The organism is Flexivirga lutea (assembly GCF_054778955.1).
Genome location: NZ_BAAGZB010000003.1, coordinates 1 through 25,527, shown reverse-complemented (window position 1 = coordinate 25,527; position 25,527 = coordinate 1). Strand labels below are relative to the sequence as shown.

Below are 25,527 nucleotides of genomic sequence, written 5' to 3'. Positions count from 1 at the left end.
TGACTCAGCCGCGGGCCGGCACCAGCCGGCTGGTCGACTGGCGGAGCGGGGTGGCCTGCAACGGCACGGTCGCCAGGAAGTCGGCGTCGCCGCGACGGCCGCCGATGGTCACGGACGCCTGCACCCTGCCACCGTGCTGCGGCCGCACCCAGACAGCGACCGCGCCGCCGACATCGGCCACCACCGGCCGATCCGCCGGAACGGTGACCGTCTGGGTATGCGTGCCCGTCGCGCTGACCGTCACCACGTCCGCGGTGGTGGCGGCCGGTGCGCAGAGCATCAGCTCGGCGGTCCCGCCGGGGATCCGTGCCGGCAGGGCGATGCCGGCCGGTGTCTCGGTCGCCGGTAGCGCCGGGGACCAGGTCAGATCGGTCGGGCCGGAGGAGGCGGTGCGGCTCATCACCGAGACCGCCACGGGCACGTCCGCGGTGACCTGCACGTCGTAGCGGCCCGGCTCGAGCCCGGTGAGCGTCGTCGCGGCGGCTGTCCCGGCGGCCACGGTCTGCACCGTGTCGGCCTTCACCGCGCCGGTGACGTCCACGGCCCGGACCCGCACGATCGCCTCCTCCTTGCCGGGCACCACCACCCGGACCTCAGGGGCGGCGCCGGTCGCGGAGACTCCACTGATCAGCAGTTTGTCGGCGGGCGTGACGGCAGCGGTGGTGGTGGCCTCGCCGACCGGCGTCTCCCCGTCCATCCACGCGTCGGTCAGGGACGCCGAGACGCCACCACCGGTGGCGGTCAGGTGGATCGCCGGAGCCGACAAGGACGGCCCGAGGTCACCCAGCAGCAGCACCTTGCGCTCGCCCGGTGCGAGGACGGTGCCCTTGACGGAGGCGCCGGCATCGATGCCCCGGGAGCCGACCACCGTGGCGTCGACCGTGGTGGCGCTGGCCCCGGTGTTGACCAGGGTCAGCCGCGCGACCCGCCCTGGTGCGTCGCCGCCACCGAAGTACCAACCGTCCTGGACCGGTGAGCCGCAGGCGCTGACGTTGAGCCCGCGGGCTGTGCTGCTGTCGTCCAGGTGGGTCTGGGTGGCGACCAGGCCGGTGGCCAGAGCGCCCTTGCCGAGCACCGTGCCGGCGCTGCCTGCCGGCAGCTCGGAGCCGGCCACGCCGCCGCGGTGCAGGGTCAGCGGTGTCGTGCCGTGCGCGACCAGGCGCACCGAGCCGCCGCTGCGGTGACCGGACAGCCAGACCGCCGGCAGCGAGGCGGCCTGCACGGTGCCGGCGGTCGGCGCGCCGGGACACGACAGCGACACGTCGTCCAGCGTGCTGGAGGTGGTGTCGCCGGCCAGCCGGTGCACGTCGGCGGGGCGCGTCGCGTCCGCGGTCTCACCGACCTGGGTCGCTCCCCAGACCAGCCCGGCGCCGGCGACGACGGCGAGGGTGGCGCGCACCGGGCCGAAGAGCTTCACGACGCCCTCCGCGAGGTGCTGGCGGCGGTCCGCCGGGACCGCCGGTTGCCGAACGGTATCGCCAGGAAGATCAGCAACGCCGCGAGCGCGGCCTGTCCGAGCACCACCCGGGGGTGCTGGACACCCGGGTCGATGATCAGCCGGCCGCCGTCGGCAGGCATCGGGTAGGTGAGCCGGCCGTCCGCCACCACCGGCTGGACGCGATGTCCGTCCACCGTGACGGTGCCGTGCTGGCGCCAGCCCAGCCCCTCGGCGATCACCAGCGAGCGGCCCGCCGGGCCTGCGGCGATCCGGGTGTGCGACCGGGCATGCGCCACGGTCGACGGCACGGCGTCGACCGGTTGGCCGTGGTACTCCAGCCACACCCGGCTGCTGGCGACGACGTCGGAGCCGTTGTCGCTCGTGGCGGGGTTCACGCGCCATACGGCGGCGCGCGCGGCGCGGGAGATCTGGGTCAGGTCGGCCACGCTCTGCAGATCGTCGGTGACAGCCGCGCGACTGCCGGTCCCGTCGACGATGACGAAACCGACGCCCAAGGCGCGCAACTCCGCCGCCGCCGTGCCGGCCCGGTCCGGCTGCAACAGCGCGGCGGCAGCCTCGGCCGTGCGGTCACCGCCGCTGGGGACCGGTGGGTGCAACCCGGTGGCGGGCGGGCCGGTCTCCCGGCCGGTCAACCGGTAGGTGATCGTGCCGGAGTCGGCGACCGTCAGCCGCAGCAGGCGCACCGCGTTCGGGCCGGTGAGTTGACCCGACACCACGCTCGGTGGCCCGGCCGGCGTGGGACGCAGGGACGGCGTCGGCTGCGCCTGCCAGGCGACCAGTCCGGCGACACCGGCGAAGACGACGCACGCGCCCGCCGTCGCGCCGACGGCAAGCCGGTGGGGCAGCCGCGGGGCCCGGGCGGGACGTTCGGCCAGCAGGCCACGCAGCCCGAGCAGGCCGGCGCCGAGGAGGGCGGCGGCGAAGACGTCGAGGCCGAGCCCGGCCCAGGGGGTGCGCGGACCGTCGGACCACTGCACGAGGTGCAGGTGTCCGGCCGCGAGGCCGGCGGCCAGGCCCAGCAGGCCGACGAGGGCGAGACCCGTGGAGGCCTTGCCGAAGCCGGACCGGACCAGTCCCAGCACGCCGACGAGCAGCACCGGGATGCTCGCCCAGACGCTGTAGGAGCCCGGTCCGCCCGGGTGCAGCAGCAACAGCTGCCAGGCGGGTATGGCGTGCACCGTGTCGAGTCCGCCCGGCCCGGCGAGCACCGCGCGCCAGTCGGTGAACAGGTCGCGGGTCCACCAGCCGAGCACCACCCACGGCAGCACGGCGACGACCAGGCCGCGCAGCCGGGCCCAGCCCGGCCCCAGCACCACGATCGCGAGCGCGATCACCGAGGTCATGACGAGCAGCGCGGGTGCGAACGACCCGACGACCGCCGTGACCAGCACGGTGCCGCAGGTGACCGGGGTGCTGGCGCGCCGACGGCCGACCTCGAACAGGCCCGCGAGCACGAACGGGAAGAGGATGTGGGCCACCACCGGGCCCAGCCTTCCGGCGGCGACCGCCGTGGTCAGCGTCGGCAGCGTCGCCCAGGCCAGCGCCGCCGCGGCGCGCGGCCAGCGGGCGTGCGTGGCGCTGCGACCGGCCCGGTAGGCGACCGCACCGGACAGCGGCATCGCCAGCACCAGCAGCCAGGTGACGACTGCGGCTGCCGATGCGGAACCGTGGACGCCGGGCACCTGCTGGGCGACCCAGGCGAGCGGTGCGAGCAGCACCAGGTAGGGCGTCGGGGTGCCTGCGGCGCCCAGTCCCGGCCCGGTCCAGGCGTCGCGCCACATCCGCCATACGCCGGCGGCATCGGTGGTGAAAGGTTGCAGTGCGCCGCCGACCAGACCGTTGCCGGTGCCCCGCAGCGCTCCCCCGGTGATCAGGTCGCGCCAGCAGAATCCGGCGGCCACCAGCAGGGCGAGCACCGCCCACAGCCCCGGGTTGTGCAGCACGTTGCCGCGTCCGGCGACCGGTGCCGGCATCGGCTCGGCGTCGTCGGCGACCGGTCCCGTCTCCACCGGTGTCGTGGCGGGTATGTCGTTGCGCGACGGCTCCAAGGTGATCGCGTCGCCGAGGGTGCCCAGGGCGTGATCCAGCGCCTCGCGCCACGGCACGAAGAGGGTGCGCAGGTTGCGACGCCGGGTCGTGGCACGGCCCACGAACCGCCAGCGCGCACCGATGATCCGGAAGATGGCCAACGGGGCGGTCGCCTGCGCGAACTCGGCGAAGGACCGCCGGGGCCGCTTGAGCAGCAACATCACCACGCCGAGGACGGTGCAGCTGAGGAGGACCCACAACGCCATGAACGGCAGTCCCAGTAGCGAGCACCGGGCGAGGGCCACCTGGCGGTGCCGGCGCAAGGTGCGGGCACCGCGCGGCGCCGGGCGGTCGACGTCGCTGTCCTTGCCGACCAGCTCCTGGTGCGCGCGGGCGGCGGGTACGACGATGACCTGCCGGCCGACGAGGTGGGCGCGCCAGGACAGGTCGAGACCGTCACCGTCACCGTCGAACGCGGGGTCGAAACCGCCCAGGCCGAGGTAGACGTCACGCCGGATCAGCATGCCGGCGCTGCTCACGCCGAGGACGTCCCGGCGGTTGTCGTGCTGGCCCTGGTCGGGCTCACCCTGCATCCGGGAGCCGACGTGCCGGCCGGTGCGGGTCAGGTCGATGCCGACGTTGACCAACCGGGTGGGGTTGCCACTGTCCAGGATCTTGCAGCCGGCGATGCCGATCCGGTCGCTGCCCGCGGCCACCGTGACCAGCTCGGCGAGAGCATCGGGGTGGGGGGCGCTGTCCTCGTGCAGCAGCCACAGCCACTCGTCGCGGTCTCGTGGGCGCACCGGGCGCTTGCGCGCCCGCCGTCTGGGACGCAGGGCGACGACGGCGTCCTCGCCGGGCTCGGGCATCGCGGTGACGGCGGTGTCGACGATCTCCGCGAACGGCGTGCCCGGCGGCACCGTGACCACCGACATCGCCCAGTCGTCACGGGCGGCATCGGGGTGATCGGCGAGCATGCCGGGAAGGTCCCGGCCGGGTGTGGCATCGATGACGATCAGCCGGTCGGGTCGGCGCGCGGAGGAGACGAGCGCCTGCAGGGTGTCGAGGAGTCGCGGGTGATCGCCGTGTTGCACCACCAGCAGGGCGGTGACGGCGAGCTCGACGAGGTCGTCGTCGGTCGCCAAGAACCCGGCACTGGTCAGCTCGGCTGCGTGCCGGGTGGGCCGGGCGTGCGTCGTGGTCAGACCGCCCGCTTCTTCAGCTTGCGTCGCTCACGCTCCGACAGACCGCCCCAGATCCCGAAGCGTTCGTCGTGCGCGAGGGCGTATTCGAGGCACTCGGCCTTGACCTCGCACCCAATGCAGACCTTCTTGGCCTCACGGGTGGATCCACCCTTTTCAGGGAAGAACGCCTCGGGGTCGGTTTGTGCGCACAGCGCACGCTCCTGCCACGACAGCGCAGTCTCTTCGTCTTCCTGCTCGAGCCCCTCGTGCAAGAAGGTCAAGACAGTGAACTCCTGCACGGCTCCTCCTCATCCGTCTGCATGACCTGACGGTGCTAATTACACGCGTGTCATTCCGATACGTCAAGCCCGGGAGTCGGTTGCTACCGTTCGCAGTCCTCCGTAGCGGCAACGGTTTTCGCGACCGTCCCGTCGCGGGGGCCCGGCCGGCCCGGGGACACGCCCGGCGGCGCGCGGCGCGCCCGTGCGACGATGGACGAATGCGCATCACCGCTCTCGCCGGAGGGGTCGGCGGAGCCCGATTCCTGCGCGGCCTCCTGCAGCACCTGTCCCGCCGTAGCGACGGCCCGCACTCGCTGACGGTCATCGGCAACACCGGCGACGACATCACCCTCTTCGGACTGCGCGTGTGCCCGGACCTCGACACTCTCCTCTACACGCTGGGCGGTGGCGTCCACGAGGGGCAGGGCTGGGGCCGGGCAGACGAATCCTTCGTGGTGCAAGGCGAGCTCGCGGCATACGGCGCGCAGCCCCAGTGGTTCGGGCTCGGCGACCGCGACTTCGGCACGCACATCGCGCGCAGCCAGTGGCTGGGCCAGGGTATGACGCTCAGCGCCGTCGTCGAACGGCTCGCCGCACGCTGGGGACTGCCCGACCAGGGCGTCACGCTGTTGCCGATGACCGACACCCCCGTCGAGACCCACGTCGTGGTGGACGACCCCGACGGTGCGGGCGATGGCGAGCGCGCCATCCACTTCCAGCAGTGGTGGGTGCAGCATCAGGCCGCGCTGCCGGCCAAGCGGTTCGTCGTCGCGGGGCTCAACCAGGCAGCGGCCGCGCCCGGAGTGCTCGACGCGATCCGCACCGCCGATCTGGTGCTCCTGCCACCGAGCAACCCGGTGGTCTCCATCGGCATCATCCTGTCGGTGCCAGGCGTGCGCGATGCGATGCGCGGCACGACCGCGCCGGTCGTCGGCGTCAGCCCACTCGTCGGCGGTGCGCCGGTGCGCGGTCACGCGGACGCCTGCCTGTCGGCGATCGGGGTGCCGGTGACACCGGACGGCGTCGCCGGGCTCTATGCCGACTTCCTCGACGGCTGGCTGGTGGACAAGGCCGACGAAGCGGCCATGGCCGGCGCCGAGGTGAGCGTGCGCGCCGTGCCGCTGCTGATGACCGACATCGACGCCGCCGCCGACATGGCATCGGAGGCAGTCGAACTCGGTCTCTCGCTGCGCCGATGATCGCGATCCGTCCCGTCGGCTTCGCTGCCGAGGTGACGCCCGAGACGGACCTGCCGGCACTGCTCGCCGAGCTCCTGAGCCCGCACCTGGCGACCGGTGACGTCGTCGTGGTCACCAGCAAGATCGTCTCCAAGTGGCTCGGGCTGTATGCCGCTCCGGGCGTCGATCGCGCCGAGCTGGTGCTGCAGGAGTCCCGCGCCGTCGTCGCCGAACGCGCCACCGAGACCGGTGTCACCCGGGTGGTGCACGCGGCGGCCGGGCCGGTGATGGCAGGTGCCGGCATCGATGCGTCCAACTCGGACGACGAGCGGCTCCTGCTGCTCCCCCGGGACGCCGACCGGGTCGCGCGCCGGCTGCGCCGCGAGATCGCCGCGCTGCTGCACCGCGCAGCCGACTTCGCGGTCGTGCTGTCCGACACCTCCGGCCGGGCCTGGCGGGCCGGACTGACCGACTTCGCGCTCGGCGCCGCCGGCCTGCGACCGGTGGACGATCTGCGCGGTCTGCCCGACACCGCGGGCCGTGACCTCGCGGTCACCATCCGCAACATCGCCGACGAGGTCGCCGCAGCGGCGGACCTGGTGAAGGGCAAGATCGACCGGGTCCCGGTGGCCGTGGTGTCCGGGCTCTCCTCTCAGGTCATCGCCGACGACGGGCCGGGCACCGGCGGGCTGGTGCGCACCGGCCCGACGGACTGGTTCGGCCTGGGGCGCGCCGAGGCCGTGCGGGCGGCGCTGGGTGTCGATCCCGGCACCGTCCTGGCGGTGCAGGTCGGTCTCGAGTCCGTCGCGCCGGAGCCGTCCGCCGCACGCGCGGCGCGCGCGGTCCGCGTCGCGCTCGCCAGCGGCGACCCGGTGTCGGTCGACACCTCCGAGTCCGTCGACGGCTCGGTGCTGCTGCGACTGCACGGTGCGGACCCGGTGGCGCTCGGGCGGGTCTGGGCTCGCCTGGAGGTCGCCCTCGCCGGTGAGCGCCTCGCCTGCCGCGGCCGCCAGGACGGGGCAGGCGGCGTCACCATCACCGTGCCGGACTGAGCTTCAGCCGGGCAGGTGCGTCGGTACGGCGAGCCGGGGGCCACGCCGCGGCGCGCCGAGACGCCCGGCCATCACCAGGTATTGCACGCGGTAACGGTGCCCGGCATACGGACGCAGCAGCGCTGCCAGCTCCCGGTCGTCGACCGGTGCCCCGGTCAGGGCGTGGCCGATGTCCTTGGCCACGTGGTAGTCGCCGAAGCTGACCGCGTCGGCGTCCCCGGCCGCCCGCTGCATCGTCTCGGCCGCCGTCCACACACCCACGCCGGGGATGGATCGCAAGCGCCGCCAAGCGTTTTCGCGCGGGATGGCGCAGCATTCGGCCAGCCGGGGCGCGACCTGCAGGACGCGTTGCACGGTGTCCGCGCGCTGCCCGTCGACGCCGGCCCGCAACCACTCCCAGGAGGGGATGCGGCGCCACCCGGCGATGGCCGGCGTGACCATCAGCCGGAGTGCGGCGATGGCCTCCGCCGGGCCGGGTGCCGGCTCCCCGTAGCGCCGAACCAGCTGCCGGTAGGCGCCGAACGCCTGCTTCCCGGTGACCCGTTGCTCGATGATCGCCGGGAGCAGGCTGTCCAGCAGCAACCCGGAGCGGGTCACCCGCCAGTGCTGCTGCTCCCGCGCGACGCGCTCGAGCACGGGATGCCGGACCTGGAACCCCGTCGGGTCGTCCGCCGCTCCGAGCAGCTCCGGCAGGCCGGTCAGTGCCCAGTCGGCCCCGGGACCCCAGGCGCGTGCGACGATCCGGTCGCCCTCCGGCGCCGGCTCCCGGTGCAGCCGGAGCGTGACCGGACCGTCCGGGGTGCGCGCCGTGCGCCATACGGCATCCGGCGCAGCATGGAACGTCGGATCGCCCGACCCGCGACGATAGGTCGCCAGGATCGCGCCGAGCGGGACCGGACGTCCCGGCGCGAAGTCGGCGGTGACCGCTGCCGGGGTGGTCAACGCCGGCGGAAGGTCAGCAATGCCAGCCCGAAGTTGCCGCTCTCCCCTGCCGCGACGGTGTTGGCCTGTCGGCCTTCCTCGAGCGCCAGGTCACCGACCAGCGACAGCCCCTGCTCGTCGGCGCGGGCGACCAGTGACCGCACGTCGGCGACGGCGACGCCACCGGCGTCACGGGGGCCGAGCCGCAGCGAGACGATGATCAACCCCCCGCGCCGCAACGCAGCGGTGCCCCGGGCGAGGTCCTCGTCGACGGTGGCCGGGTCGCTGGAGTGCGGGTGCAGGCGGACCACCAGGTCGACCGAGCCCGGGTCGATGTCCGTGCCGACCACGTCGGGGCGCATCACGTCGATGCCCAGCGGTGCGAAGCCGATCCTGGTCACCCAGCGGGAGAAGACCGATCGCGGGCCTGCGGTGTCGACGACCACCGAGTGCCGGCGGCCGTCGTCGACGACACGCAGCAGCGCGGCCAGCGCACCGAAGGCGGCCCATGCGCTGGTGTCGTCCAGGGTGCGGGCGAGGCCGAGCCGGCGGGCGGCCTTGCGGGCGAGGCGCGCCTCGTCGCCGTCCAGCAGCAGGCCGGTGGTGCGCACGCCGCTGAAGTCGGCGGCGCGCAGCGAGACCTTCTGCTCGGCGGGGTGCGGAAGTTTGGCGGCGGTGTCCTTGGCGGCCTGCCGGGCGCGGCCGACGACACGTTGCACCGCGGGAGAACCGGAGATGCGAGCAGCAGCCGTGGAGTGGACCTTCACCCTTCGACTCTAACCGGAGACGACGACAGGCGGCGGCAGGTAACGGCCGACTAGGCTCCTCGGGTGAACTCCGATGAACTTCGCGCCGCATTGTTGGCCGGCGACCTGTCGCGCCCGCGGCTGACCTGGTATGACGACGGCCGGACCGAGCGGATCGACCTGTCCGGCAAGACGCTGGCCAATTGGGTTGCCAAGGCTGCGAACTGGCTGGAGTCGGAGATGGCGCTCACACCGGGCGACCTGGTCCGGCTGGATCTGCCGGCCGACCACTGGCGGGCCATCTACTGGACCCTCGCGGCATGGACGCGAGGGCTGACGGTGACCGCGAGCACCGACGCCGACGCTTGTGTCAGTCTCGACGCGGGCGCCGATCCCTCGGCCGATCTGGTCGAGCCGGCCGCTGCGCTGGCGGCCAGTCCGCTGCAGGCGATGCCGGACGTGATGCCTGCTCCCGTCGGGTCCGTGGACGAGGACCAGGAGGCCGTTGCCGGCACCGATCCGGCCACGTACGCCGACCTCAGCACCACCGTGGGCCAGCCCGGTGGCCGGGTGCTGCTCGCCGATGTCCCGACGCACCGGGTGCCGGTGGTCGTCGCCGGCCTGATCGGTCGTGGCTGCTCCGTGGTCGTGCTGCGTGATGCCGACGAGCAGACCCGCGCCGACCGCAGCGCTTCGGAGGCCGTCGACCTGGTGCTGTGATCCGGTCTTGTAATGTCCGTCACATGGACAAAGTCGTCTCCTCGGCAGCCGAAGCCGTGGCCGACATACCGTCCGGGGCATCCCTTGCCGTCGGCGGTTTCGGCCTGTGTGGCATTCCCAGCGTGCTGATCCACGCCTTGCACCAGACGGACACCACGGACCTGGAGGTCATCTCCAACAACTGTGGCGTGGACGACTGGGGGCTCGGGATCCTGCTGCGCGACAAGCGGATCCGGCGGATCATCGCGTCATACGTGGGTGAGAACAAGGAGTTCGCGCGGCAATACCTGCAGGGTGAACTGGAGGTCGAGCTGACCCCGCAGGGCACGCTTGCGGAGAAGCTGCGCGCCGGCGGCGCCGGCATACCGGCCTTCTACACCGCCACCGGGGTCGGCACCCAGATCGCCGACGGCGGGATGCCGTGGCGGTACGCCGCCGACGGCACGGTCGCGGTCGCGTCACCGGTGAAGGAGACTCGCGACTTCGACGTCGCCGGCACCAGCAAGCCGTATGTGCTGGAGACCTCGATCGTGGCCGACTACGGCCTGGTGCGCGCCGCCAAGGGCGACCGGCACGGCAACCTGGTCTTCCATCAGTCCGCCCGCAACTTCAACCCGCTGTGCGCCATGTCCGGCAAGATCACCATCGCCGAGGTCGAGCAGCTGGTCGACCCCGGCGAACTGGACCCCGACCAGATCCACCTGCCCGGCATCTACGTGCACCGCGTGGTGCCGTTGACCGCCGAGCAGGCCGCAGACAAGCGCATCGAGAAGACCACCACGAGGGAGGCCGACTGATGGCGCTCACCCGCCACGAGATGGCAGCCCGAGCCGCGCGCGAACTGTCCGACGGCGACTACGTCAACCTCGGCATCGGGCTGCCGACACTGGTGCCCAACTACGTGCCCGACGACGTCGAACTGGTGCTGCAGTCCGAGAACGGCCTGCTGGGCGTCGGCGCGTACCCGACGGCGGACCAGGTCGACCCGGACCTGATCAACGCCGGCAAGGAGACCGTCACCCTCCGCCGCGGTGCCTCGATCTTCGACTCCGCGACCAGCTTCGGGATGATCCGCGGCGGCAAGATCGACGCCGCGATCCTGGGCGCCATGCAGGTGTCGGTCGCCGGCGACATCGCCAACTGGACCATCCCCGGCAAGATGATCAAGGGCATGGGCGGTGCGATGGACCTGGTCCACGGCGCCCGCAAGGTCATCGTGCTGATGGAGCACGTCGCCAAGGACGGCACACCCAAGATCGTCACCGAGTGCACCCTGCCGCTGACCGGCCAGCGCGTCGTCCAGCGCATCATCACCGACCTCGCCGTCATCGACGTGACACCCGAGGGCCTACGACTGGTCGAGACCGCACCCGGCGTCACCCAGGACGACGTACGCGCGGCAACCGGCGCCGACCTGGTCTGAGGTTTCAGTCCTCCAGCCGGATCCGGCTGGTCAGGAAGCCGTAACCCCAGGCCAGGTGCATGGTCGCCAACACCGGCGGCACCCGCCACCGGACCGCCGGGTCGGATCCGGCCGAGATGACCGCACCGCCGACCGTCACCGCGCCGAGGTAGCCGGCCGGGATCGCCCACAGCGGGCGCCATACGAAACCGCCGACCGCGCCGACGGCGATCGCGGCCAGTGCGGTGGGCGGCGCGAGGTACCGGGCGTTGATCGAACCCCTGTGGCGGCGGGCGACCACCCGGCGCCACTGGCCGTACTGCTTGTACTGGCGGGCCAGGGTCCGGAACGACCCGCGCGGCCGGTAGGTGACCTTGAGCTCCGGGGTGAACCACACGATGCCGCCGGCGTCACGCAGCCGGAAGTTCATCTCCCAGTCCTGGGCACGCGTGAAGCGCGCGTCGTACCCGCCGACGCGGCGCAGCCAGGAGCGCCGGAAGACGCCGAGATAGACCGTCTCGGCCGGGCCGGGCCGCCCGCCGAGCTTGAACTTGACCCCGCCCACGCCGATCTTGGACTTCATGGCCACCGCCACGGCCCGCTCGAAGTCGGTGGTGCCCTCGGCGTCCATGATGCCGCCCACGTTGGCGGCACCGGTCTGCGCCAACACGCGCAACGCCGTGGCCAGGTAGCCGTCGGACAGGATGCCGTGCCCGTCCACCCGGGCGACCACGTCGTATGACGACGCCGCGATCGCGGCGTTGAGCGCGTCGGGGGTGCGTCCGGTGGGATTGGGGACCAGCTTCACCCGGTCGTCGTCGGCGTGCAGGTGCGCCGCGACATCGTCCGTGCGGTCCGTCGACGGGCCGAGCGCGAGGATCACCTCGACCGGGCACGGCAGTTCCTGCCGCAGTATGGCGGTCACGGACTCGGCCAGATGCCGCTCCTCGTCGAGGATCGGCATGATCACCGAAACGCCGTCGGTCGAATGCGGTCCGGGTGCTGGCACGCGAGGCAGATTACACGTCGCATCCACAGTGGCACCCATGCAGCCGGGTTACCCTCGTGCGGTGCCAGACGACGACGAGCCGATCACCATCGACACCCGCAAGGGCGGCAGCGGGCCCGTTCGGCCGCGCCGTCAACCGGCGCAGGAGCCGCAGGAGATTCCCGTCCGCGCGGACCGCAGCGGTGGCGCCCGGCTCCCCGGCCCGCGCAGCACCGCCCCGCACAGCGCCGCGTCCGCCGCCCAGCCGGGTGGCGACTCGACCCGGATGATGCCGGCCGGCCCGCGTGGACCCAGAGGCCCGCAGCAGACTGCGCCGCGCCCGGCACGCCCGGCGCGTCCGAGACGGCGCAAGCGCACCTGGCTGCGCGTGCTGATCGTGATCGTGCTGATCATCGCGCTGTGGATCGGCCTGCTGGTCTGGGCCGGCCTGTCCGCCTGGGGCAAGGTCACCAAGGTCGACGCGTTCCCCAGCGGCAACCGACCGGCCGGCGGCAAGGGCACCAACGTCCTGCTGGTCGGCTCCGACTCGCGGGCCGGGCTCACCAGCGCACAGGGCCGCGCCCTGGGCACCGGCGGCAGCAGCGTGGGCGGCGGCACCGGCCGCACCGACTCGATCATGGTGCTGCACATGCCGGACAGTGGGAAGCCGACACTGGTCAGCTTCCCCCGCGACTCCTGGGTGAGCATCCCCGGCCACGGCCAGGGCAAGATCAACTCCGCCTTCACCATCGGCGGCCCGAAGCTGCTGGTGCAGACCATCGAGCAGGCGTCCGGCCTGCGCATGGACAACTACATGGAGATCGGATTCGGCGGGTTCGCCGGCGTCGTCGACTCCGTCGGCGGTGTCCGCATGTGCCTGAAGCAGGACGTCAACGACAAGGACGCCCACATCAACCTCAAGAAGGGCTGCCAGGTCCTCGACGGCAAGAACGCGTTGGGCTATGTGCGGTCCCGGCACGCCTTCGCCACCGGCGACCTGGCCCGCGCCGAACACCAGCGGGAGTTCCTCGGGGCACTGATGAAGAAGATCGCCAGCCCGAGCAACCTGCTCCTGCCGTGGAAGCTGAAGAGCATCGGCAGCGCCGGCGCCAAGGGCGTCGCGGTCGACAAGGGCATGTCGCCGATCCAGGCGCTGAAGATCATGTGGGCGCTCAAGGGCATCAGCAACGGCGGCGTGTCGGTGCAGGTGCCGATCGCCAACCCCAACTACTTCGTCGCCGGGCAGTCGGCGGTGTTGTGGGACAAGACGCGCGCGCTCCAGCTCTTCGACGACCTGAACAACGACCGGCCGGTGACCGCCCCCACGACGGGTTCGTGACCCGGGCTCGCCGGGCCTACTTGCCCTTGAGCAGCTGGCGCGCCATCACCATGCGCTGGATCTGATTGGTGCCCTCGTAGATCTGGGTGATCTTCGCGTCGCGCATCATCCGCTCGACCGGGTGGTCGACGACATAACCGGCACCGCCGAGCAACTGGACGGCGTCGGTGGTGACCTCCATCGCGACGTCCGAGGCGTAGCACTTGGCAGCTGCACCGAAGAACGGCAGGTCGGCGTCGCCGCGCTCGGACTTGGCCGCGGCGACATACACCATCTGACGCGCCGCCTCGAGCTTCATCGCCATGTCGGCGAGCATGAACTGCAGACCCTGGAAATCGGCGATGGCCTTGCCGAACTGCTTGCGCTCCTTGACGTAGCCGAGCGCGTAATCGAGCGCGCCCTGCGCGATGCCGACGGCCTGTGCGCCGATGGTGACCCGCGTGTGGTCCAGCGTGCGCAGCGCGATCTTCAGCCCCTCGCCGCGGTCGCCGATCATCCGGTCGGCCGGGATGCGGCAGTTGTCGAAGTGCAGCTCGCGGGTCGGGGAGCCCTTGATGCCGAGCTTGCGCTCCTTCTCCCCGAAATCGAAGCCGGCGTCGGACTTCTCCACCACGAACGCGCTGATGTTGCGACCGCGCTCGCCGTCGGGGTCGGTGACGGCCAGCACCGTGTAGAACTGCGACTCCCCGGCGTTGGTGATCCACGACTTCTGCCCGTTGAGCACGAACTCGTCGCCGTCCTGGGTCGCCTTGCAGCGCATCGAGGCAGTGTCGGAGCCGGCCTCTCGCTCGGACAGGCCGTAGGAGAACATCGCCTCGCCGCGGGCGACCGGCGGGAGGTACTTGCGCTTGATCTCGTCGTTGGCCGCGAGGATGACCGGCATGGAGCCGAGCTTGTTGACCGCCGGGATCAGCGAGGACGACGCGCACACCCGTGCGACCTCCTCGATCACGATGCAGGTCGCCAGCGCGTCAGCGCCCACGCCGTCATACTCCTCGGCGATGTGCGGGGCGTGGAAGTCCGACGCGACCAGCGCGTCCAGTGCCGCGCGCGGGAACTCACTCTTCTGGTCCACCTCGGCGGCGTGCGGCGCGATCTTGTCCTCGGCGACGGCCCGCACGGCTTCCCGCAGCGCCTCGTGGTCCTCGGAGATCTTGAACAGGTCGAAGTCGTTGTCAGCACTCACGGTCGAAATCCTACTCGTCGGTAACAATGGTGCGGGTTCGGCACTCATTCCACCACGAGTCAGCCCAGCACCCACCGCCTGCGGGTCCACAACTGCCACCGCTCGAGCACTTCGGCGCCGAGTGCGGTGTGCAACCGCTCCCCCGCCTCGGTGGCGTTGAAGAGTACCGGGCGCGGTGGCTCGAAGCGGGCCGCGGCGTCCAGGCCGAACTGCACCAGCGACAGGGCGGCGCGACTGCGGCGCCGCGACGGACGCACGCCCATCCCCCACGCGCACAAGGCGCCCGGCCCGATGGTGCCGAGGCCGCAGCCGACCAGTTCGCCGTCGGGGTGGAAGATGCCCCAGCCGCATGTGTCGTCGCGGCTGAGCACCGTCTCGTTGAACAAGGCCCGGCCCAGACTCTCGGGCCCGCCGAACGCGTCCATCACGCAGGCACGCGCGGCCGGTATGTCGTCCAGCGTCAACTCCCGGACGTTCGGATCGCGATCACACCGGTGGGCGTGCTGCCGCATGAACGGCACGTCGCGCACGTGGGACCAGCCGGCCGCGGCGAGCACGTCGGCAGCGACCTCCGCACCGGGCGGCAGGAACACCATGGCCGGGATCCGGTGTCGGGCCACCGCTTCGAGCACTTGCTCGGCCCGGACCGCGGCGTGCGGTCCGCCGAGCATCGCCAGGTTGTAGTCGACATTGTCGATGCCCGAGAACATGCACCAGGCGTCGTCGTCCTGCCAGAACTCCAGGCCGGCCAACGGCCGAGCCGCCCCGCCGAGCGCGTGGCGCAGCCGGCGCAGCTCGTCGGTGTCGGGCGAGGGCGCGTGGCCATCCCGTGTCCGGGCGACAGTCTCGAACGTCGTCGCGACCCGCATCGTGCACCTCCCGCGACCGGACGGCGCAGCCTCCGCACCTGCGCACAGCCGATGTGTAGCAGTTCCCGGTGGTGCCGGCGAGACTATTGCGACGCGGACCGGGGCCTGGCGGTTATCCGTCAGGCCAGCTGCGGAATGATCTCGCGTTCGAAACGCTCGATGGTGCCCAGGTCGTATGCCGCGTCCGGGAAGTAGGTGATCGCGTAGGACAGACCCGCCTGCTGCATCTGCTGCAGCGCCTCGGCGACCTGCTCCGCGGTGCCGACCGTCGCCTGGTCGCGCAGGGAACCTTCCACGTGCGCGGTGGCGTCGGCCTCCGACATACCGCCGGCGACCATCCGTGCGCCGATCGCGCTCAGCTTGTCGTCCAGCTCCGCCGCGTTGTCGGCGATCACCACGTTGGTGTTGCCGGTCAGCGTGATCTCGTCGAAATCGCGGCCGACATCCCGGCAGTGTCCCCGCAGGATCTCGGTCTTGGCCGCGAACTGCTCCGGGTCACCGAAGTAGTTGGTGTAGTCGGCGTACTGGGCCGCGATCTTCAGGGTGACCTTCGGACCGCCGCCGGCCACCCAGATCGGGATCCGGTTCGCGGGGCTCGTGGTCTGCAGCGGCTGCGGGAAGCACAGCGCCCCGTCGACCTGGTAGTGCTTGCCGTCGAGCGTGGCCGAGCCGGTCGTCCACATCTGCCGGAAGATCTCGACGCCTTCCCGGAGGCGGCCCAATCGTTCACCGGCAGAAGGGAATCCGTAACCGTAGGCACGCCATTCGTGCTCGTACCAGCCGCCGCCGATGCCCATCTCGATGCGTCCGCCGCTGATGTGGTCGATCGTCGCGGCGACCTTGGCCAGATAGGTCGGCTCGCGGTAGCTCATGCACGTGCACATCTGCCCGAGCCGCACGCGGGAGGTGATGGCGGCGAACCCGGCCATCAACGACCATGCCTCGTGGGTCGCCTCATGGGACGGTTCCGGTGTGGTGTGGAAGTGGTCGTAGACCCACACCGACTCCCAGGCCGGCTTGCTGTCGGCGTGCCGTACGACGGCGCTCATCACCTCCCAGTGCCGGGCGGGGTCGATGCCCACCAGGTCGTAGCGCCAGCCCTGCGGAATGAACAGTCCGAACTTCATCGACTCTCGTGGTCCTCTCGGGTTGCGGGCCTACATGCGACAGGCAGCCGGTAGCGTGAGCGCCATGTCAACGCGCACCAGGATCACCGTAGTCGGCACCGGGTACGTCGGGCTGTCGATGGCCGTACTGCTCGGCGGCGTCGCCGACGTGACGGCCTTCGACATCGATGCCGACCGGATCGCGCTGTTGCAACAGCACCGCAGCCCGATCAGCGACCCCGAGATCGAGGACCACCTGGCGCATCGTCAGCTGTCGTTGGACTTCACGCTCGACAAGCAGCAGGCGTATGACGGAGCCGACTTCGTGATCATCGCCACACCCACCGACTACGACCCGGACACCAATTACTTCGACACCTCGACCGTCGAAGGGGTCATCGCCGACGTGGCGCAGCTCAACCCGACCGCGACCATGATCGTGAAGTCCACCATCCCGGTCGGGTTCACCACCGACGTGCGCAAGCGGCTGGGCACCGAGAACGTCGTGTTCTCACCGGAGTTCCTGCGCGAGGGCAAGGCCCTCTACGACAACCTGCATCCGTCGCGGATCGTGGTCGGCGAGATCAGCGACCGCGCCCGGCGTTTCGCGGACCTGTTGGTCGCGGCGGCGGAGGACACCGACATACCGGTGCTGTTGACCGAATCGACCGAGGCCGAGGCGATCAAGCTCTTCGCCAACACCTACCTGGCCATGCGGGTCGCCTACTTCAACGAGCTGGACACCTTCGCCTCGCTGCACGGTCTCAACACCCGGCAGATCATCGAGGGCGTCGGCCACGACCCGCGGATCGGCAAGCACTACAACAATCCGTCGTTCGGTTACGGCGGCTACTGCCTGCCCAAGGACACCAAGCAGTTGCTGGCCAATTACCAGGAAGTGCCGCAGACGCTGATCAGCGCGATCGTCTCGGCCAACACGACCCGCAAGGACTTCGTCGCCCGCGACATCCTGGCGCGCGGTCCCAAGGTGGTCGGGATCCACCGGTTGATCATGAAGTCCGGATCGGACAACTTCCGCGCCAGCAGCGTGCAGGGCATCATGAAGCGGATCAAGGCCAAGGGTGTCGAGGTGCTGGTCTACGAACCGGAGCTGGACGCCGAGACGTTCTACGGCTCCCGCGTCACCCACGACCTGACCGAGCTCAAACGCGAGGCCGACCTCATCGTCGCGAACCGGCGCACCGAGGAATTGGCTGATGTCGCCGAAAAGGTCTACACCAGAGACCTGTTCGGCAGCGACAGCTAGTCGCCGGCGACCTCTGCCCGCAGCGCAGCGCCCTTGGCGTGCGCCTGGTCGCGCAGCTCGACCTGGAAGTCGGACATCGCCGACCGCAGCCGCTCGCCCTCGGCACCCGGAGCGCAGGCCAGGATCCGGGCCGCCAGCAGGCCCGCGTTGCGCGCGCCGCCGATCGAGACCGTCGCCACCGGGACACCGGCGGGCATCTGCACGATCGACAACAGCGAGTCCATGCCGTCGAGGTATGCGAGCGGGACCGGCACACCGATCACCGGCAGTGTCGTCACGGAGGCCAGCATCCCGGGCAGATGGGCGGCTCCGCCGGCGCCGGCGATGATCACCCGGATGCCGCGTGCGGCGGCTTGTTCGCCATAGGCGATCATCTCGGCCGGCATGCGGTGCGCGGACACCACGTCGGCTTCGTAGGGGACGCCGAACCCCTCGAGCGCCTCGGCCGCCGCACGCATCACCGGCCAGTCGGAGTCGCTGCCCATCACGATGCCGACAACGGGGGCACTCATTCGGTCACTGTCCCTTCCAGGTAGTCGGCGGCATGCCGGGCACGCGCTCGCAGGTCCTCCAGGTCGTCGCCATACACATTGACGTGACCGATCTTGCGCCCGGGCCGCACGCCCTTGCCGTAGAGGTGGATCTTCAGGCCCGGGTCACGCGCGAGCAGGTGCCGGTAGGTCGGGTAGAGCTGGTCGTAGTCGCCGCCGAGCACGTTGCCCATCACGGTCCACGTCGCGCGCGGGCCGACGTCCCCGAGCGGCAGGTCGAGCACCGCTCGCAGATGCTGCTCGAATTGCGAGGTCACCGACCCGTCGATGGTCCAGTGACCGCTGTTGTGCGGACGCATCGCCAGCTCGTTGACGACGTATGACGGCGCGCTGCCGTCCGTGCCGGGGATCTCGAAGATCTCGACGGCGAAGACGCCGGTGATGTCCAGCTCACCGGCGAGCCGCAGCGCGGTCTGCGACGCGTCCGCCGCCAGCGAGGGATCGAGGTCGGGCGCGGGCGCCAGCACCTCGGTGCAGATGCCGTCGGTCTGGACGGTCTGCACGATGGGCCAGACCGCGGCCTGGCCCGAGGGGCTGCGGGCGACGAGGACCGCCAGTTCACGACTGAACGGCACACACTCCTCGGCGAGCAACGCGCCGCCCCGTGCGAACCAGTCGGCGGCCTCCGATGCGGCGTCGATCACCCGCACGCCCTTGCCGTCATACCCGCCGCGTGGTGTCTTGAGCACCACCGGCCAGCCGTGCAGATCACCGAACGCAGCCAGCTCCGCCTCGTCGTGCACCGTCGCCCACGCCGGGCACGGAAGACCCAAGTCGGTCAACCGTTCCCGCATCGCTACCTTGTCCTGGGCGAAGCGCAGCGCTTCGGGTTTGGGGTGCACCGGCACCCCGGTCGCCACCAGGGCCTGCAGCACGTCGGCGGGCACGTGTTCGTGGTCGAAGGTGACCACGTCGCACTCCTTCGCGAACGCCAGCACGTCGTCGATCTCGAGGTGCGAGCCGACCGGCGCCGAGGGCACGACCAGCGCCGCCGCGGCGTCCGGCCCCTCGGACAACACGTTGAGAGTGAGGGACAGATTGACCGCCGGCGGCTGGCACATGCGGGCCAACTGGCCGCCGCCGATGATGCCGACCACAGGGAAGCCGCCCGGAGCACGCCTTGGGGAAGTCACCCGCATACCCTAGCGAGCCCTCACAGCCCATCATCAGGCCCGGACCCGTAGGCTGAAAGACGTGATGGGGGCGAGATTGGTCGAGCTGGTCCGCTCGCTGTGGCGCGAGCTGGCCAAGTTCGGCGTGATCGGCGTCATCAACATCATCATCGACCTGGGTCTGTACAACCTGTTGATCGCCGGACCGATGCCCACCAAGGTGACCACGGCCAAGATCATCAGCGGCACCGTCGCCACCCTGTTCGCCTGGATCGGCAACCGGTACTGGACCTTCCGCCATCGGCGCAACCGGCCGGTGCACCACGAGGTGGTGCTGTTCTTCGTCGTCAACGGCATCGCACTGGCGGTCTCGGTGCTGTGGGTGGCGTTCGCGCACTACGTGCTCGGCCTGAACGGCAGGTTCTGGCTCAACTTCAATGCGATGTTCGGCATCGGCCTGGGCACGATCATCCGCTTCTGGGCCTACAAGCAGTTGGTGTTCCGCAACGAGCCGCTCACCCGGGAGCCGGCCGGTCAGGCAGTGACCGAGCCGTTGCAGGGCGAGCCGCACTGATGCTGCGCTGATCCGGCGGCCGACGCCGGCGGCGTCAGTTGCCGTGTCGTGGCAGCGCCGACGGCGCCGCCTCACCCTCGGACAGGAACAACGCGAAGACTGCCGGCTGCGCGCTGCGCAGTTCCAGTCGGCCGCCGTTGGCGCCGGCCAGGTCACGAGCGAGGGCGAGGCCGAGTCCGGTGCCGCCCGTGGTGACCCGGCGCTTGAAGATGTGCGGGGCGATCGCCGCATCGACGCCCTTGCCCTGATCGCTGACCTCGACGACGACGGAGGGACCGTTGCGGCGGGCCATCACCTCGACCGTGCCGGTGCCGTGCTGAAGGGTGTTCTCCAGCAGGGTGGCCAGGATCTGGGACAGGCCGCTGCGGCTGGCGACGACCTGCAGGCCGCGCTCACCGCTCACCTTGACACTGCGGCGGGCGTCGGCGAACGCCGGCTGCCATTCGCGCTGCAACTCGGCGATCACCGAGTCCAGCGAGATCGTCGGCAGCGGCCCGGAGGGCGTCTCCCGCGCCCGCTGCAGCAGCTTGTCGACCACGGTGGTCAGCCGCTCGACCTGGGCGATGCCGACGGTCGCCTCCTCGTGGATCTGGTCGATGTCGTCACTGATCGAGATCTCGTCCAGCCGCATCAGCAGCGCCGTCAACGGGGTGCGCAGCTGGTGGCTGGCGTCGGAGGCGAATTCGCGCTCAGCAGCCAGCGTCGCCGTGAGTTCGGCTGCCCGGCCCTCGAAAACCTGTGAGATCCGGTCGATCTCATCGATACCGCTACGCAGCGGCTCGAAGATGACCGGGCCGTCCTCGGCCCGCTCAGCGCGCCGGGTGAGCTCCTCGACAGGTCCCGCAGTGCTGTCCGCCTCCCGGCGGTTCAGCCACCAGACCAGAGCGGCGCCGAGCCCGGCGCAGACCACCAGGACCACGCGGTGCCACCACGCGGACACCAGCACCAGCGCGGGGATCAGGACGAGCAGCACCGCAGGTGCGGCGATGCGGGGACCGGCCCGCAGCAGCCTGGCGCGCAAGGCCGGCTAGCTTCCGCCGGTGGGTTCGAAGCGGAAACCCACGCCGCGCACGGTGGTGATGAAGCGGGGCCGGGTGGCGTCGTCGCCGAGTTTGCGGCGCAGCACCGAGACATGCATGTCGAGGGTCTTGGTCGAGCCGAGCCAGGCGGTCTCCCAGATCTCGTGCATCAGCTGCTCGCGGGACACGACCTTGCCCTGCTCGCGAACGAGCACCCGCAGGAGTTCGAATTCCTTTGCCGTCAGCTGCAACTCGTTGTCCCCGACGAACGCGCGGCGCGCCTCGGCGTCCAGCCGCACCAGGGGTGCTGCCTCGGCCTCCTCGGGTGGGGTACGCCGCAGCAGTGCACGGGCGCGCGCCAGCAGCTCCGCCAGCCGGAACGGCTTGGTGACGTAGTCGTCGGCACCGGCGTCCAGTCCGACGACGGTGTCGACCTCGTCGGCGCGTGCGGTCAGGATGAGCACCGGCACGGAACTGCCGGAGTTTCGCAGCCGGCGACATACCTCGAGACCGTCGATCGACGGCAGGCCGAGGTCCAGGATGACCAGGTCCGGCCCGCTCTGGGCCCCGTCCAACGCGGCCAGCCCGTCTTCACGGACGTCGACGGTGTATCCCTCCCGCCGCAGCGCACGGGCGAGCGGCTCGGAAATTGCGGGATCGTCCTCGGCCAGTAAGACACGGGTCATGGTGGCGATAGTAGTTCTCCTGGACGCCTGGATAGGACCCACGAGGTGATTTGTCCGATTCCTGGCAGGTGGATCGCCTCTCGCGCGACCGCTCTGACGTTGGCGTGTCCGCCCAGCGCGGCGGCCACATCCGAGTCGGCGAGCACGGTGCCGGGCTCGGCCGCTCCGGACAGCCGGCTCGCCCGATTGACCGTGTTGCCGTAGACGTCACCGAGTCGGGCCAGCACTCGTCCGGTCGCCAGCCCGACGCGCATGCGCGGGATGAGATCGTCGGCCGCAGCCTGATCGATCAGGTCGAAGGCGATCGCCGTCGCACCCTCGACGGTCGTGTGCGAGAAGAGCACCTCGTCACCGACCGTCTTGACGACGGCCCCGCCGTGCACCGCGACGATGTCGGAAGCCAGCGACTCGAATCGCTGCACCAGTGCGGCCAGTTCACGTTCGCCCAGCTGCCGGGTGAGCTGGGTGAAGTTGACCAGGTCGGCGAAGCCGATGGTCCGGATCACGCCGATGTGCGACTCCGGCTCGGAGTCGGCGATCATCCGCGAGATCGCGACAGCCAGCTTGCGGCGCCATACATAACTGATCAACGGGGTCAGTTCGCCGGCGACGTCGACGGCCCGCTCGGCCGCCAGCCGCGCGACCCTGCTGTCCACGCCCATGCCGTCGTGACCGGTGACCATGTCGGTGATGACCTGCAGGGACCACATGGCCAGTCGATCGGTCGACCGGCCGACGGCGCGGGCCAGCCCGAGCACGGTCTCCTCGTCGAGTTCGCCGTCGCGGACGGTGCGGGCGACGGCGCGCACGGCTTCGCGGTCGGTCTCGCTGAAGACCACGTCCTCGTCGCGGGCGCTGGCGAAACCGAGCGCACGCCACAGCCGGCCGGTCTGCTCGGCGGTGAGGCCCGCTCCCTTGGCGATGTCCGCCCGGCGCAAGGAACGCGGCGCCCCCAGCAGACGTTCCTCCAGGGCGTCGACGAAGGCCGCCCGGTCCTGCGGGTCGGGCTCGGGCAGCAGATCCCGCTCCCCCGGCCGGATGTGTATGACGTCCCCGACCGCGTGCGGGACGGGTCCCTCGGGTGTGTCGACCACCAGCCGGCCCATGTCGTCGATGTCGAGCGCGGCACCGGTGATCGATTCGTCCCCGGGCAGTTCGACCCGCACCTGTTGGCCGACCGTGACGCAGGCAGCGCGGTAGGCGCCATCCTCTGCCGGGCCGTTCCATTCCTGTTGCACCTGTGCCAGTTGCCGAAGGACCGCGACGATGAGGTCTTCGCAGCGGACGTCATACCCGATGAGGTGCAAGGAGGTAGCGGTGTCGACCGGCAGCTCGTGCGCCGCCTGGTGCACGTTGATGCCGATGCCGACGACCACGCTGGGTTCGGCGCCACCGGTGGCCTGGCACAGGATGCCGGCCAGCTTGGCCCACTGGGTGCGCGCGTCGGGCCGGGCGAGCACGTCGTTGGGCCATTTCAGGCCGACGGAGGCGCCGGTGAGGTCGCGGACCGCACGGCGTACGGCGACGCCGACCAGCAGCGGGACCCAGCCCCACCGAGTGGCGTCGTGCGGCAGAGGCAGGGTCGCCGACAGCGCGATCGACGTGCCGGCCGGTGCTTCCCAGGTGCGGTCCAGCCGGCCGCGGCCGGCGACCTGGTTGTCGGTGACCAGTGCGCGCCACGGCCGCGGACTGCGCAGGAGTTCGTCGTTGGTGGAGGCCACCTGCGGGCTGACATCGACGTCGCGCCACGGATTCCCGGGTATGTCGCGGAGTCGGTCGTTGATCTCGGACCGATCCAGGAAGTGGCTCACGTCACCCAGGCTAGTCGCCGTGCTCCCCGGGCCCGTCACGCCGTCGCTGTCCGCGTCGTCCCCGCGAAGCGGCTCGGATGTGCGCTGAGGACGTCCGGCCGTTAGCCTGGAGGCCGAACGGGAGTAGTCCCTCGACCGGATGTCGACATACTGGCGGTGCGCCGCCCGGTGTCCGGGGTCACCGACGGTGACCGGACGAGACGTTCGAACCATGCCAGCTACCCGCTGCCGGTTCGACGTGCTCGTCCTTTTTTTGTGCCCGGCACGGCGGATCGGCCCCGAAGCCAAGGATCCCCGTGCTCGACCTCGGAATCATCGTCACCGTCTTCGCTCTCGCCTTCGTGGCCGAGTTGCCCGACAAGAGCGCCGTCGCCGGTCTCGTGCTCGGCACGCGCTTCCCGTGGCCGTGGGTGTTCACCGGCATCGCGGCCGCGTTCCTCACCCACGTCGTGATCGCCGTCAGCGCCGGCCAGCTGCTGCGCCTGCTGCCCGGCCAGGTGCTCGAAGCCGTCGTGGCAGCACTGTTCCTGCTCGGTGCCTGGCTGATCTGGCGGGAAGGCGCCCATCAGGACGAGGTCGAGGCCGAAGGTGAGGCAGAGAGCGCCGACGCCATGTCCGGCACGTTCGACGGTGCCGGCTTCCTCAAGGTCGCTTCCCTCGGCTACGGCGTCATCTTCGTCGCCGAGTGGGGTGACCTCACCCAGATCCTCACCGCCAACCTGGCGGCGAAATACCACGACCCGTTGTCAGTGGGCATCGGCGCCACGCTCGGCCTGTGGCTGGTCGCGCTGCTCGCCATCCTCGGTGGCCGCACCTTGCTGAAGTTCCTACCGATCGTGTGGATCACCCGGGTGGCGGCCGTCGTCATGGTCGTGCTCGGTGTGGCCAGTGCGGTGTCGGCGATCCGCGGCTGAGGAGGCTCAACGCCGTCCTCGATGCCCGCAGCCAGCCGTGCAGACCGCACCATGGTCGATGATGAGCACGTGTCTGTCGCCAGGGAAAGCACCGAAGAGTCGCTGACGGACGTGGTGAACCGCGTCGGTGAGGTCTTCGCCGTCTTCGATGCCCGCACCCAGGACTCCGGCCACATCTCGTACGGCATCCGGGACGTGTCCGGGCGCCGTTGGTTCGTCAAGACGCCTGGGCTCGACGCCCCGAACTCCGGCGGTGTCGGGCGGGCAGAGCGTTCAGCTGCGCTCGAGCGGTCAGCTGCCTTGTGCACGGCGGTGGTGCATCCGGCGCTCATTCCGATGGAGCGGATGGTCGATACCGCAGAGGGCGTCCTGCTGGTGTCGGAGTGGTTCGGCGGCGAATTGCTTCGCGCACCAGCGCAACTGCGTGATGACCCCGATCAGGCGTTCAACCGGTTCAAGGCATTGCCGGTGCGCGAAATCATCGCGGCGCTCGATTCCGTGATCGATGTGCACGTGAGACTCGACGACGCCGGTTGGGTGGTCGGCGACTTCTACGACGGATGTCTCATGTACGACTTCCGATCGCGCACCGTCAAGGTGATGGATTTCGAGTGTTATCAGCACGGCTCGTACGTCAACCGGGTGGGCAGGCTACCGGGGTCGACGCGGTTCATGGCACCTGAGGAACTGACGGCGGGCGCGACCGTTGACGCCCGGACGACGGTGTTCAACCTCGCTCGGATGGTCCAGATCTTCCTGCTCGAGCGACACCCCGATCACCCGGCCCGCGAGATCGCCACTGCCGCAACACATCACGACCCGTCGGAGCGACCGGCGTCCGTGGCCGGCTTTCGGCAGGTGTGGAGGGAGGCGGCCGACGTCGCCGGCTAGCAGCGGCGGCCGCCACATAACGCACGCTCAGAATGGTGGGGGTGGCTCGGGGAACTCGATGCGGACCTCGCCGCGGGGGCGGAAGAGGTGCACCCGTCCGGGCGGCTTGGGGCGTGTCTGCGGATCCGTCTGCGGATCCGGCCGCGGATCCGGCCGCGGGCTGGTGTCGTGGATCAGTCGTAGGTCGGCCAGGTCGGTGAACACGTTGGGGACCACGTCGTGTTCGCGGCACAACGCCAACCG

General features: G+C 70.9%; 25 protein-coding genes. 10 read left to right on the top strand and 15 right to left on the bottom strand.

The features are described 5' to 3' along the window. Positions 1 to 4: 4 nt before the first annotated feature. From ACYVBN_RS12790 to ACYVBN_RS12780, 3 genes are read right to left on the bottom strand one after another with little or no spacing between them, the layout of a single operon-like run. On the bottom strand, positions 5 to 1,417 hold the full coding sequence (locus ACYVBN_RS12790; protein WP_460600872.1) for a DUF5719 family protein: 1,413 nt from the start codon (positions 1,415 to 1,417) through the stop codon (positions 5 to 7). Beyond that, positions 1,414 to 4,632, bottom strand: coding sequence for a glycosyltransferase (locus ACYVBN_RS12785; protein ID WP_460600871.1), 3,219 nt, complete (start codon positions 4,630 to 4,632; stop codon positions 1,414 to 1,416). The genes ACYVBN_RS12790 and ACYVBN_RS12785 overlap by 4 nt, the downstream gene beginning before the upstream one ends. 56 nt (positions 4,633 to 4,688) lie before the next feature. After that, positions 4,689 to 4,970 carry a WhiB family transcriptional regulator gene (locus ACYVBN_RS12780; RefSeq protein ID WP_440283943.1) on the bottom strand — a complete coding sequence of 94 codons (282 nt, stop codon included), beginning with the start codon at positions 4,968 to 4,970 and terminating at the stop codon, positions 4,689 to 4,691. Between the two features lie 200 nt (positions 4,971 to 5,170). Here ACYVBN_RS12780 and cofD point away from each other — a divergent pair, with 200 nt between their 5' ends. Both cofD and ACYVBN_RS12770 read left to right on the top strand, forming a co-directional pair. After that, positions 5,171 to 6,151, top strand: a complete 981-nt coding sequence (gene cofD, locus ACYVBN_RS12775) for a 2-phospho-L-lactate transferase (RefSeq protein WP_460600870.1) — start codon at positions 5,171 to 5,173, stop codon at positions 6,149 to 6,151. Continuing rightward, positions 6,148 to 7,182, top strand: a complete 1,035-nt coding sequence (locus ACYVBN_RS12770) for a coenzyme F420-0:L-glutamate ligase (RefSeq protein ID WP_460600869.1) — start codon at positions 6,148 to 6,150, stop codon at positions 7,180 to 7,182. The genes cofD and ACYVBN_RS12770 overlap by 4 nt, the downstream gene beginning before the upstream one ends. A 3-nt stretch (positions 7,183 to 7,185) precedes the next feature. Here the strand turns inward: ACYVBN_RS12770 and ACYVBN_RS12765 are convergent, their stop codons facing one another. Together ACYVBN_RS12765 and ACYVBN_RS12760 are read right to left on the bottom strand one after the other, a co-directional pair. Further along, positions 7,186 to 8,124 carry a DNA-3-methyladenine glycosylase family protein gene (locus ACYVBN_RS12765; RefSeq protein WP_460600868.1) on the bottom strand — a complete coding sequence of 313 codons (939 nt, stop codon included), beginning with the start codon at positions 8,122 to 8,124 and terminating at the stop codon, positions 7,186 to 7,188. Further along, positions 8,121 to 8,870, bottom strand: coding sequence for a hypothetical protein (locus ACYVBN_RS12760; RefSeq protein ID WP_460600867.1), 750 nt, complete (start codon positions 8,868 to 8,870; stop codon positions 8,121 to 8,123). The genes ACYVBN_RS12765 and ACYVBN_RS12760 overlap by 4 nt, the downstream gene beginning before the upstream one ends. A 63-nt stretch (positions 8,871 to 8,933) precedes the next feature. On the opposite strand from ACYVBN_RS12760, the gene ACYVBN_RS12755 reads away from it, so the two are divergent. The 3 genes from ACYVBN_RS12755 to ACYVBN_RS12745 are packed head-to-tail and all read left to right on the top strand — an operon-like array spanning position 8,934 to position 10,992. Next, the gene (locus ACYVBN_RS12755) at positions 8,934 to 9,569 is read left to right on the top strand and encodes a TIGR03089 family protein (RefSeq protein WP_460600866.1); all 636 of its coding nucleotides are present in this window, start codon (positions 8,934 to 8,936) and stop codon (positions 9,567 to 9,569) included. A 23-nt stretch (positions 9,570 to 9,592) separates the two neighbouring features. Beyond that, entirely contained in the window at positions 9,593 to 10,366 is a 774-nt protein-coding gene (locus tag ACYVBN_RS12750) for a CoA transferase subunit A (RefSeq protein ID WP_440283949.1), read from the top strand. Further along, entirely contained in the window at positions 10,366 to 10,992 is a 627-nt protein-coding gene (locus ACYVBN_RS12745; RefSeq protein ID WP_460600865.1) for a CoA transferase subunit B, read from the top strand. Before ACYVBN_RS12750 ends, ACYVBN_RS12745 begins: the two co-directional genes overlap by 1 nt. Positions 10,993 to 10,996: 4 nt before the next feature. On the opposite strand, the gene ACYVBN_RS12740 is transcribed toward ACYVBN_RS12745, so the two are convergent. Then, entirely contained in the window at positions 10,997 to 11,935 is a 939-nt protein-coding gene (locus tag ACYVBN_RS12740) for a glycosyltransferase family 2 protein (protein ID WP_440283963.1), read from the bottom strand. Between the two features lie 106 nt (positions 11,936 to 12,041). Between ACYVBN_RS12740 and ACYVBN_RS12735 the strand changes: the two genes are divergently transcribed. Beyond that, on the top strand, positions 12,042 to 13,298 hold the full coding sequence (locus tag ACYVBN_RS12735) for an LCP family protein (protein ID WP_460600864.1): 1,257 nt from the start codon (positions 12,042 to 12,044) through the stop codon (positions 13,296 to 13,298). Between the two features lie 16 nt (positions 13,299 to 13,314). Here the strand turns inward: ACYVBN_RS12735 and ACYVBN_RS12730 are convergent, their stop codons facing one another. The 3 genes from ACYVBN_RS12730 to ACYVBN_RS12720 form a co-directional block, all read right to left on the bottom strand. Beyond that, positions 13,315 to 14,484, bottom strand: coding sequence for an acyl-CoA dehydrogenase family protein (locus ACYVBN_RS12730; RefSeq protein ID WP_460600863.1), 1,170 nt, complete (start codon positions 14,482 to 14,484; stop codon positions 13,315 to 13,317). Positions 14,485 to 14,543: 59 nt separating this feature from the next. Further along, positions 14,544 to 15,353 (bottom strand): hypothetical protein, encoded by an 810-nt coding sequence (locus ACYVBN_RS12725; protein WP_440283953.1) that lies wholly within the window; start codon positions 15,351 to 15,353, stop codon positions 14,544 to 14,546. Between the two features lie 119 nt (positions 15,354 to 15,472). Continuing rightward, positions 15,473 to 16,480 (bottom strand): LLM class F420-dependent oxidoreductase, encoded by a 1,008-nt coding sequence (locus ACYVBN_RS12720; RefSeq protein WP_440283954.1) that lies wholly within the window; start codon positions 16,478 to 16,480, stop codon positions 15,473 to 15,475. A gap of 64 nt (positions 16,481 to 16,544) precedes the next feature. Between ACYVBN_RS12720 and ACYVBN_RS12715 the strand changes: the two genes are divergently transcribed. Next, complete coding sequence (locus ACYVBN_RS12715) at positions 16,545 to 17,726, top strand: nucleotide sugar dehydrogenase (RefSeq protein ID WP_460600862.1); 1,182 nt, start codon at positions 16,545 to 16,547, stop codon at positions 17,724 to 17,726. Here ACYVBN_RS12715 and purE read toward each other — a convergent pair. Continuing rightward, positions 17,723 to 18,238 carry a 5-(carboxyamino)imidazole ribonucleotide mutase gene (purE, locus tag ACYVBN_RS12710; protein WP_440283956.1) on the bottom strand — a complete coding sequence of 172 codons (516 nt, stop codon included), beginning with the start codon at positions 18,236 to 18,238 and terminating at the stop codon, positions 17,723 to 17,725. The genes ACYVBN_RS12715 and purE overlap by 4 nt on opposite strands. Continuing rightward, a complete protein-coding gene (locus ACYVBN_RS12705) occupies positions 18,235 to 19,416 on the bottom strand; it encodes a 5-(carboxyamino)imidazole ribonucleotide synthase (RefSeq protein WP_460600861.1) in 1,182 nt (393 codons plus the stop codon). The genes purE and ACYVBN_RS12705 overlap by 4 nt, the downstream gene beginning before the upstream one ends. A gap of 58 nt (positions 19,417 to 19,474) precedes the next feature. On the opposite strand from ACYVBN_RS12705, the gene ACYVBN_RS12700 reads away from it, so the two are divergent. Beyond that, positions 19,475 to 19,963, top strand: a complete 489-nt coding sequence (locus tag ACYVBN_RS12700; protein WP_440283964.1) for a GtrA family protein — start codon at positions 19,475 to 19,477, stop codon at positions 19,961 to 19,963. Between the two features lie 34 nt (positions 19,964 to 19,997). Here ACYVBN_RS12700 and ACYVBN_RS12695 read toward each other — a convergent pair whose 3' ends face one another. From ACYVBN_RS12695 to ACYVBN_RS12685, 3 genes are read right to left on the bottom strand one after another with little or no spacing between them, the layout of a single operon-like run. Beyond that, positions 19,998 to 20,984, bottom strand: coding sequence for a sensor histidine kinase (locus ACYVBN_RS12695; protein ID WP_460600860.1), 987 nt, complete (start codon positions 20,982 to 20,984; stop codon positions 19,998 to 20,000). A 6-nt stretch (positions 20,985 to 20,990) separates the two neighbouring features. Then, the gene (locus tag ACYVBN_RS12690) at positions 20,991 to 21,668 is read right to left on the bottom strand and encodes a response regulator transcription factor (protein WP_440283959.1); all 678 of its coding nucleotides are present in this window, start codon (positions 21,666 to 21,668) and stop codon (positions 20,991 to 20,993) included. Beyond that, positions 21,665 to 23,479: a biotin--[acetyl-CoA-carboxylase] ligase gene (locus ACYVBN_RS12685; RefSeq protein ID WP_460600859.1), complete on the bottom strand. Its 1,815-nt coding sequence runs from the start codon at positions 23,477 to 23,479 to the stop codon at positions 21,665 to 21,667. Before ACYVBN_RS12685 ends, ACYVBN_RS12690 begins: the two co-directional genes overlap by 4 nt. Positions 23,480 to 23,775: 296 nt before the next feature. On the opposite strand from ACYVBN_RS12685, the gene ACYVBN_RS12680 reads away from it, so the two are divergent. Both ACYVBN_RS12680 and ACYVBN_RS12675 read left to right on the top strand, forming a co-directional pair. Beyond that, on the top strand, positions 23,776 to 24,393 hold the full coding sequence (locus ACYVBN_RS12680; protein ID WP_440283961.1) for a TMEM165/GDT1 family protein: 618 nt from the start codon (positions 23,776 to 23,778) through the stop codon (positions 24,391 to 24,393). Positions 24,394 to 24,462: 69 nt separating this feature from the next. After that, positions 24,463 to 25,284: a serine/threonine-protein kinase gene (locus ACYVBN_RS12675; RefSeq protein ID WP_460600858.1), complete on the top strand. Its 822-nt coding sequence runs from the start codon at positions 24,463 to 24,465 to the stop codon at positions 25,282 to 25,284. A gap of 27 nt (positions 25,285 to 25,311) precedes the next feature. On the opposite strand, the gene ACYVBN_RS12670 is transcribed toward ACYVBN_RS12675, so the two are convergent. Then, a partial coding sequence (locus ACYVBN_RS12670; RefSeq protein WP_460600857.1) for a hypothetical protein occupies positions 25,312 to 25,527 on the bottom strand: 216 nt, incomplete at its 5' end.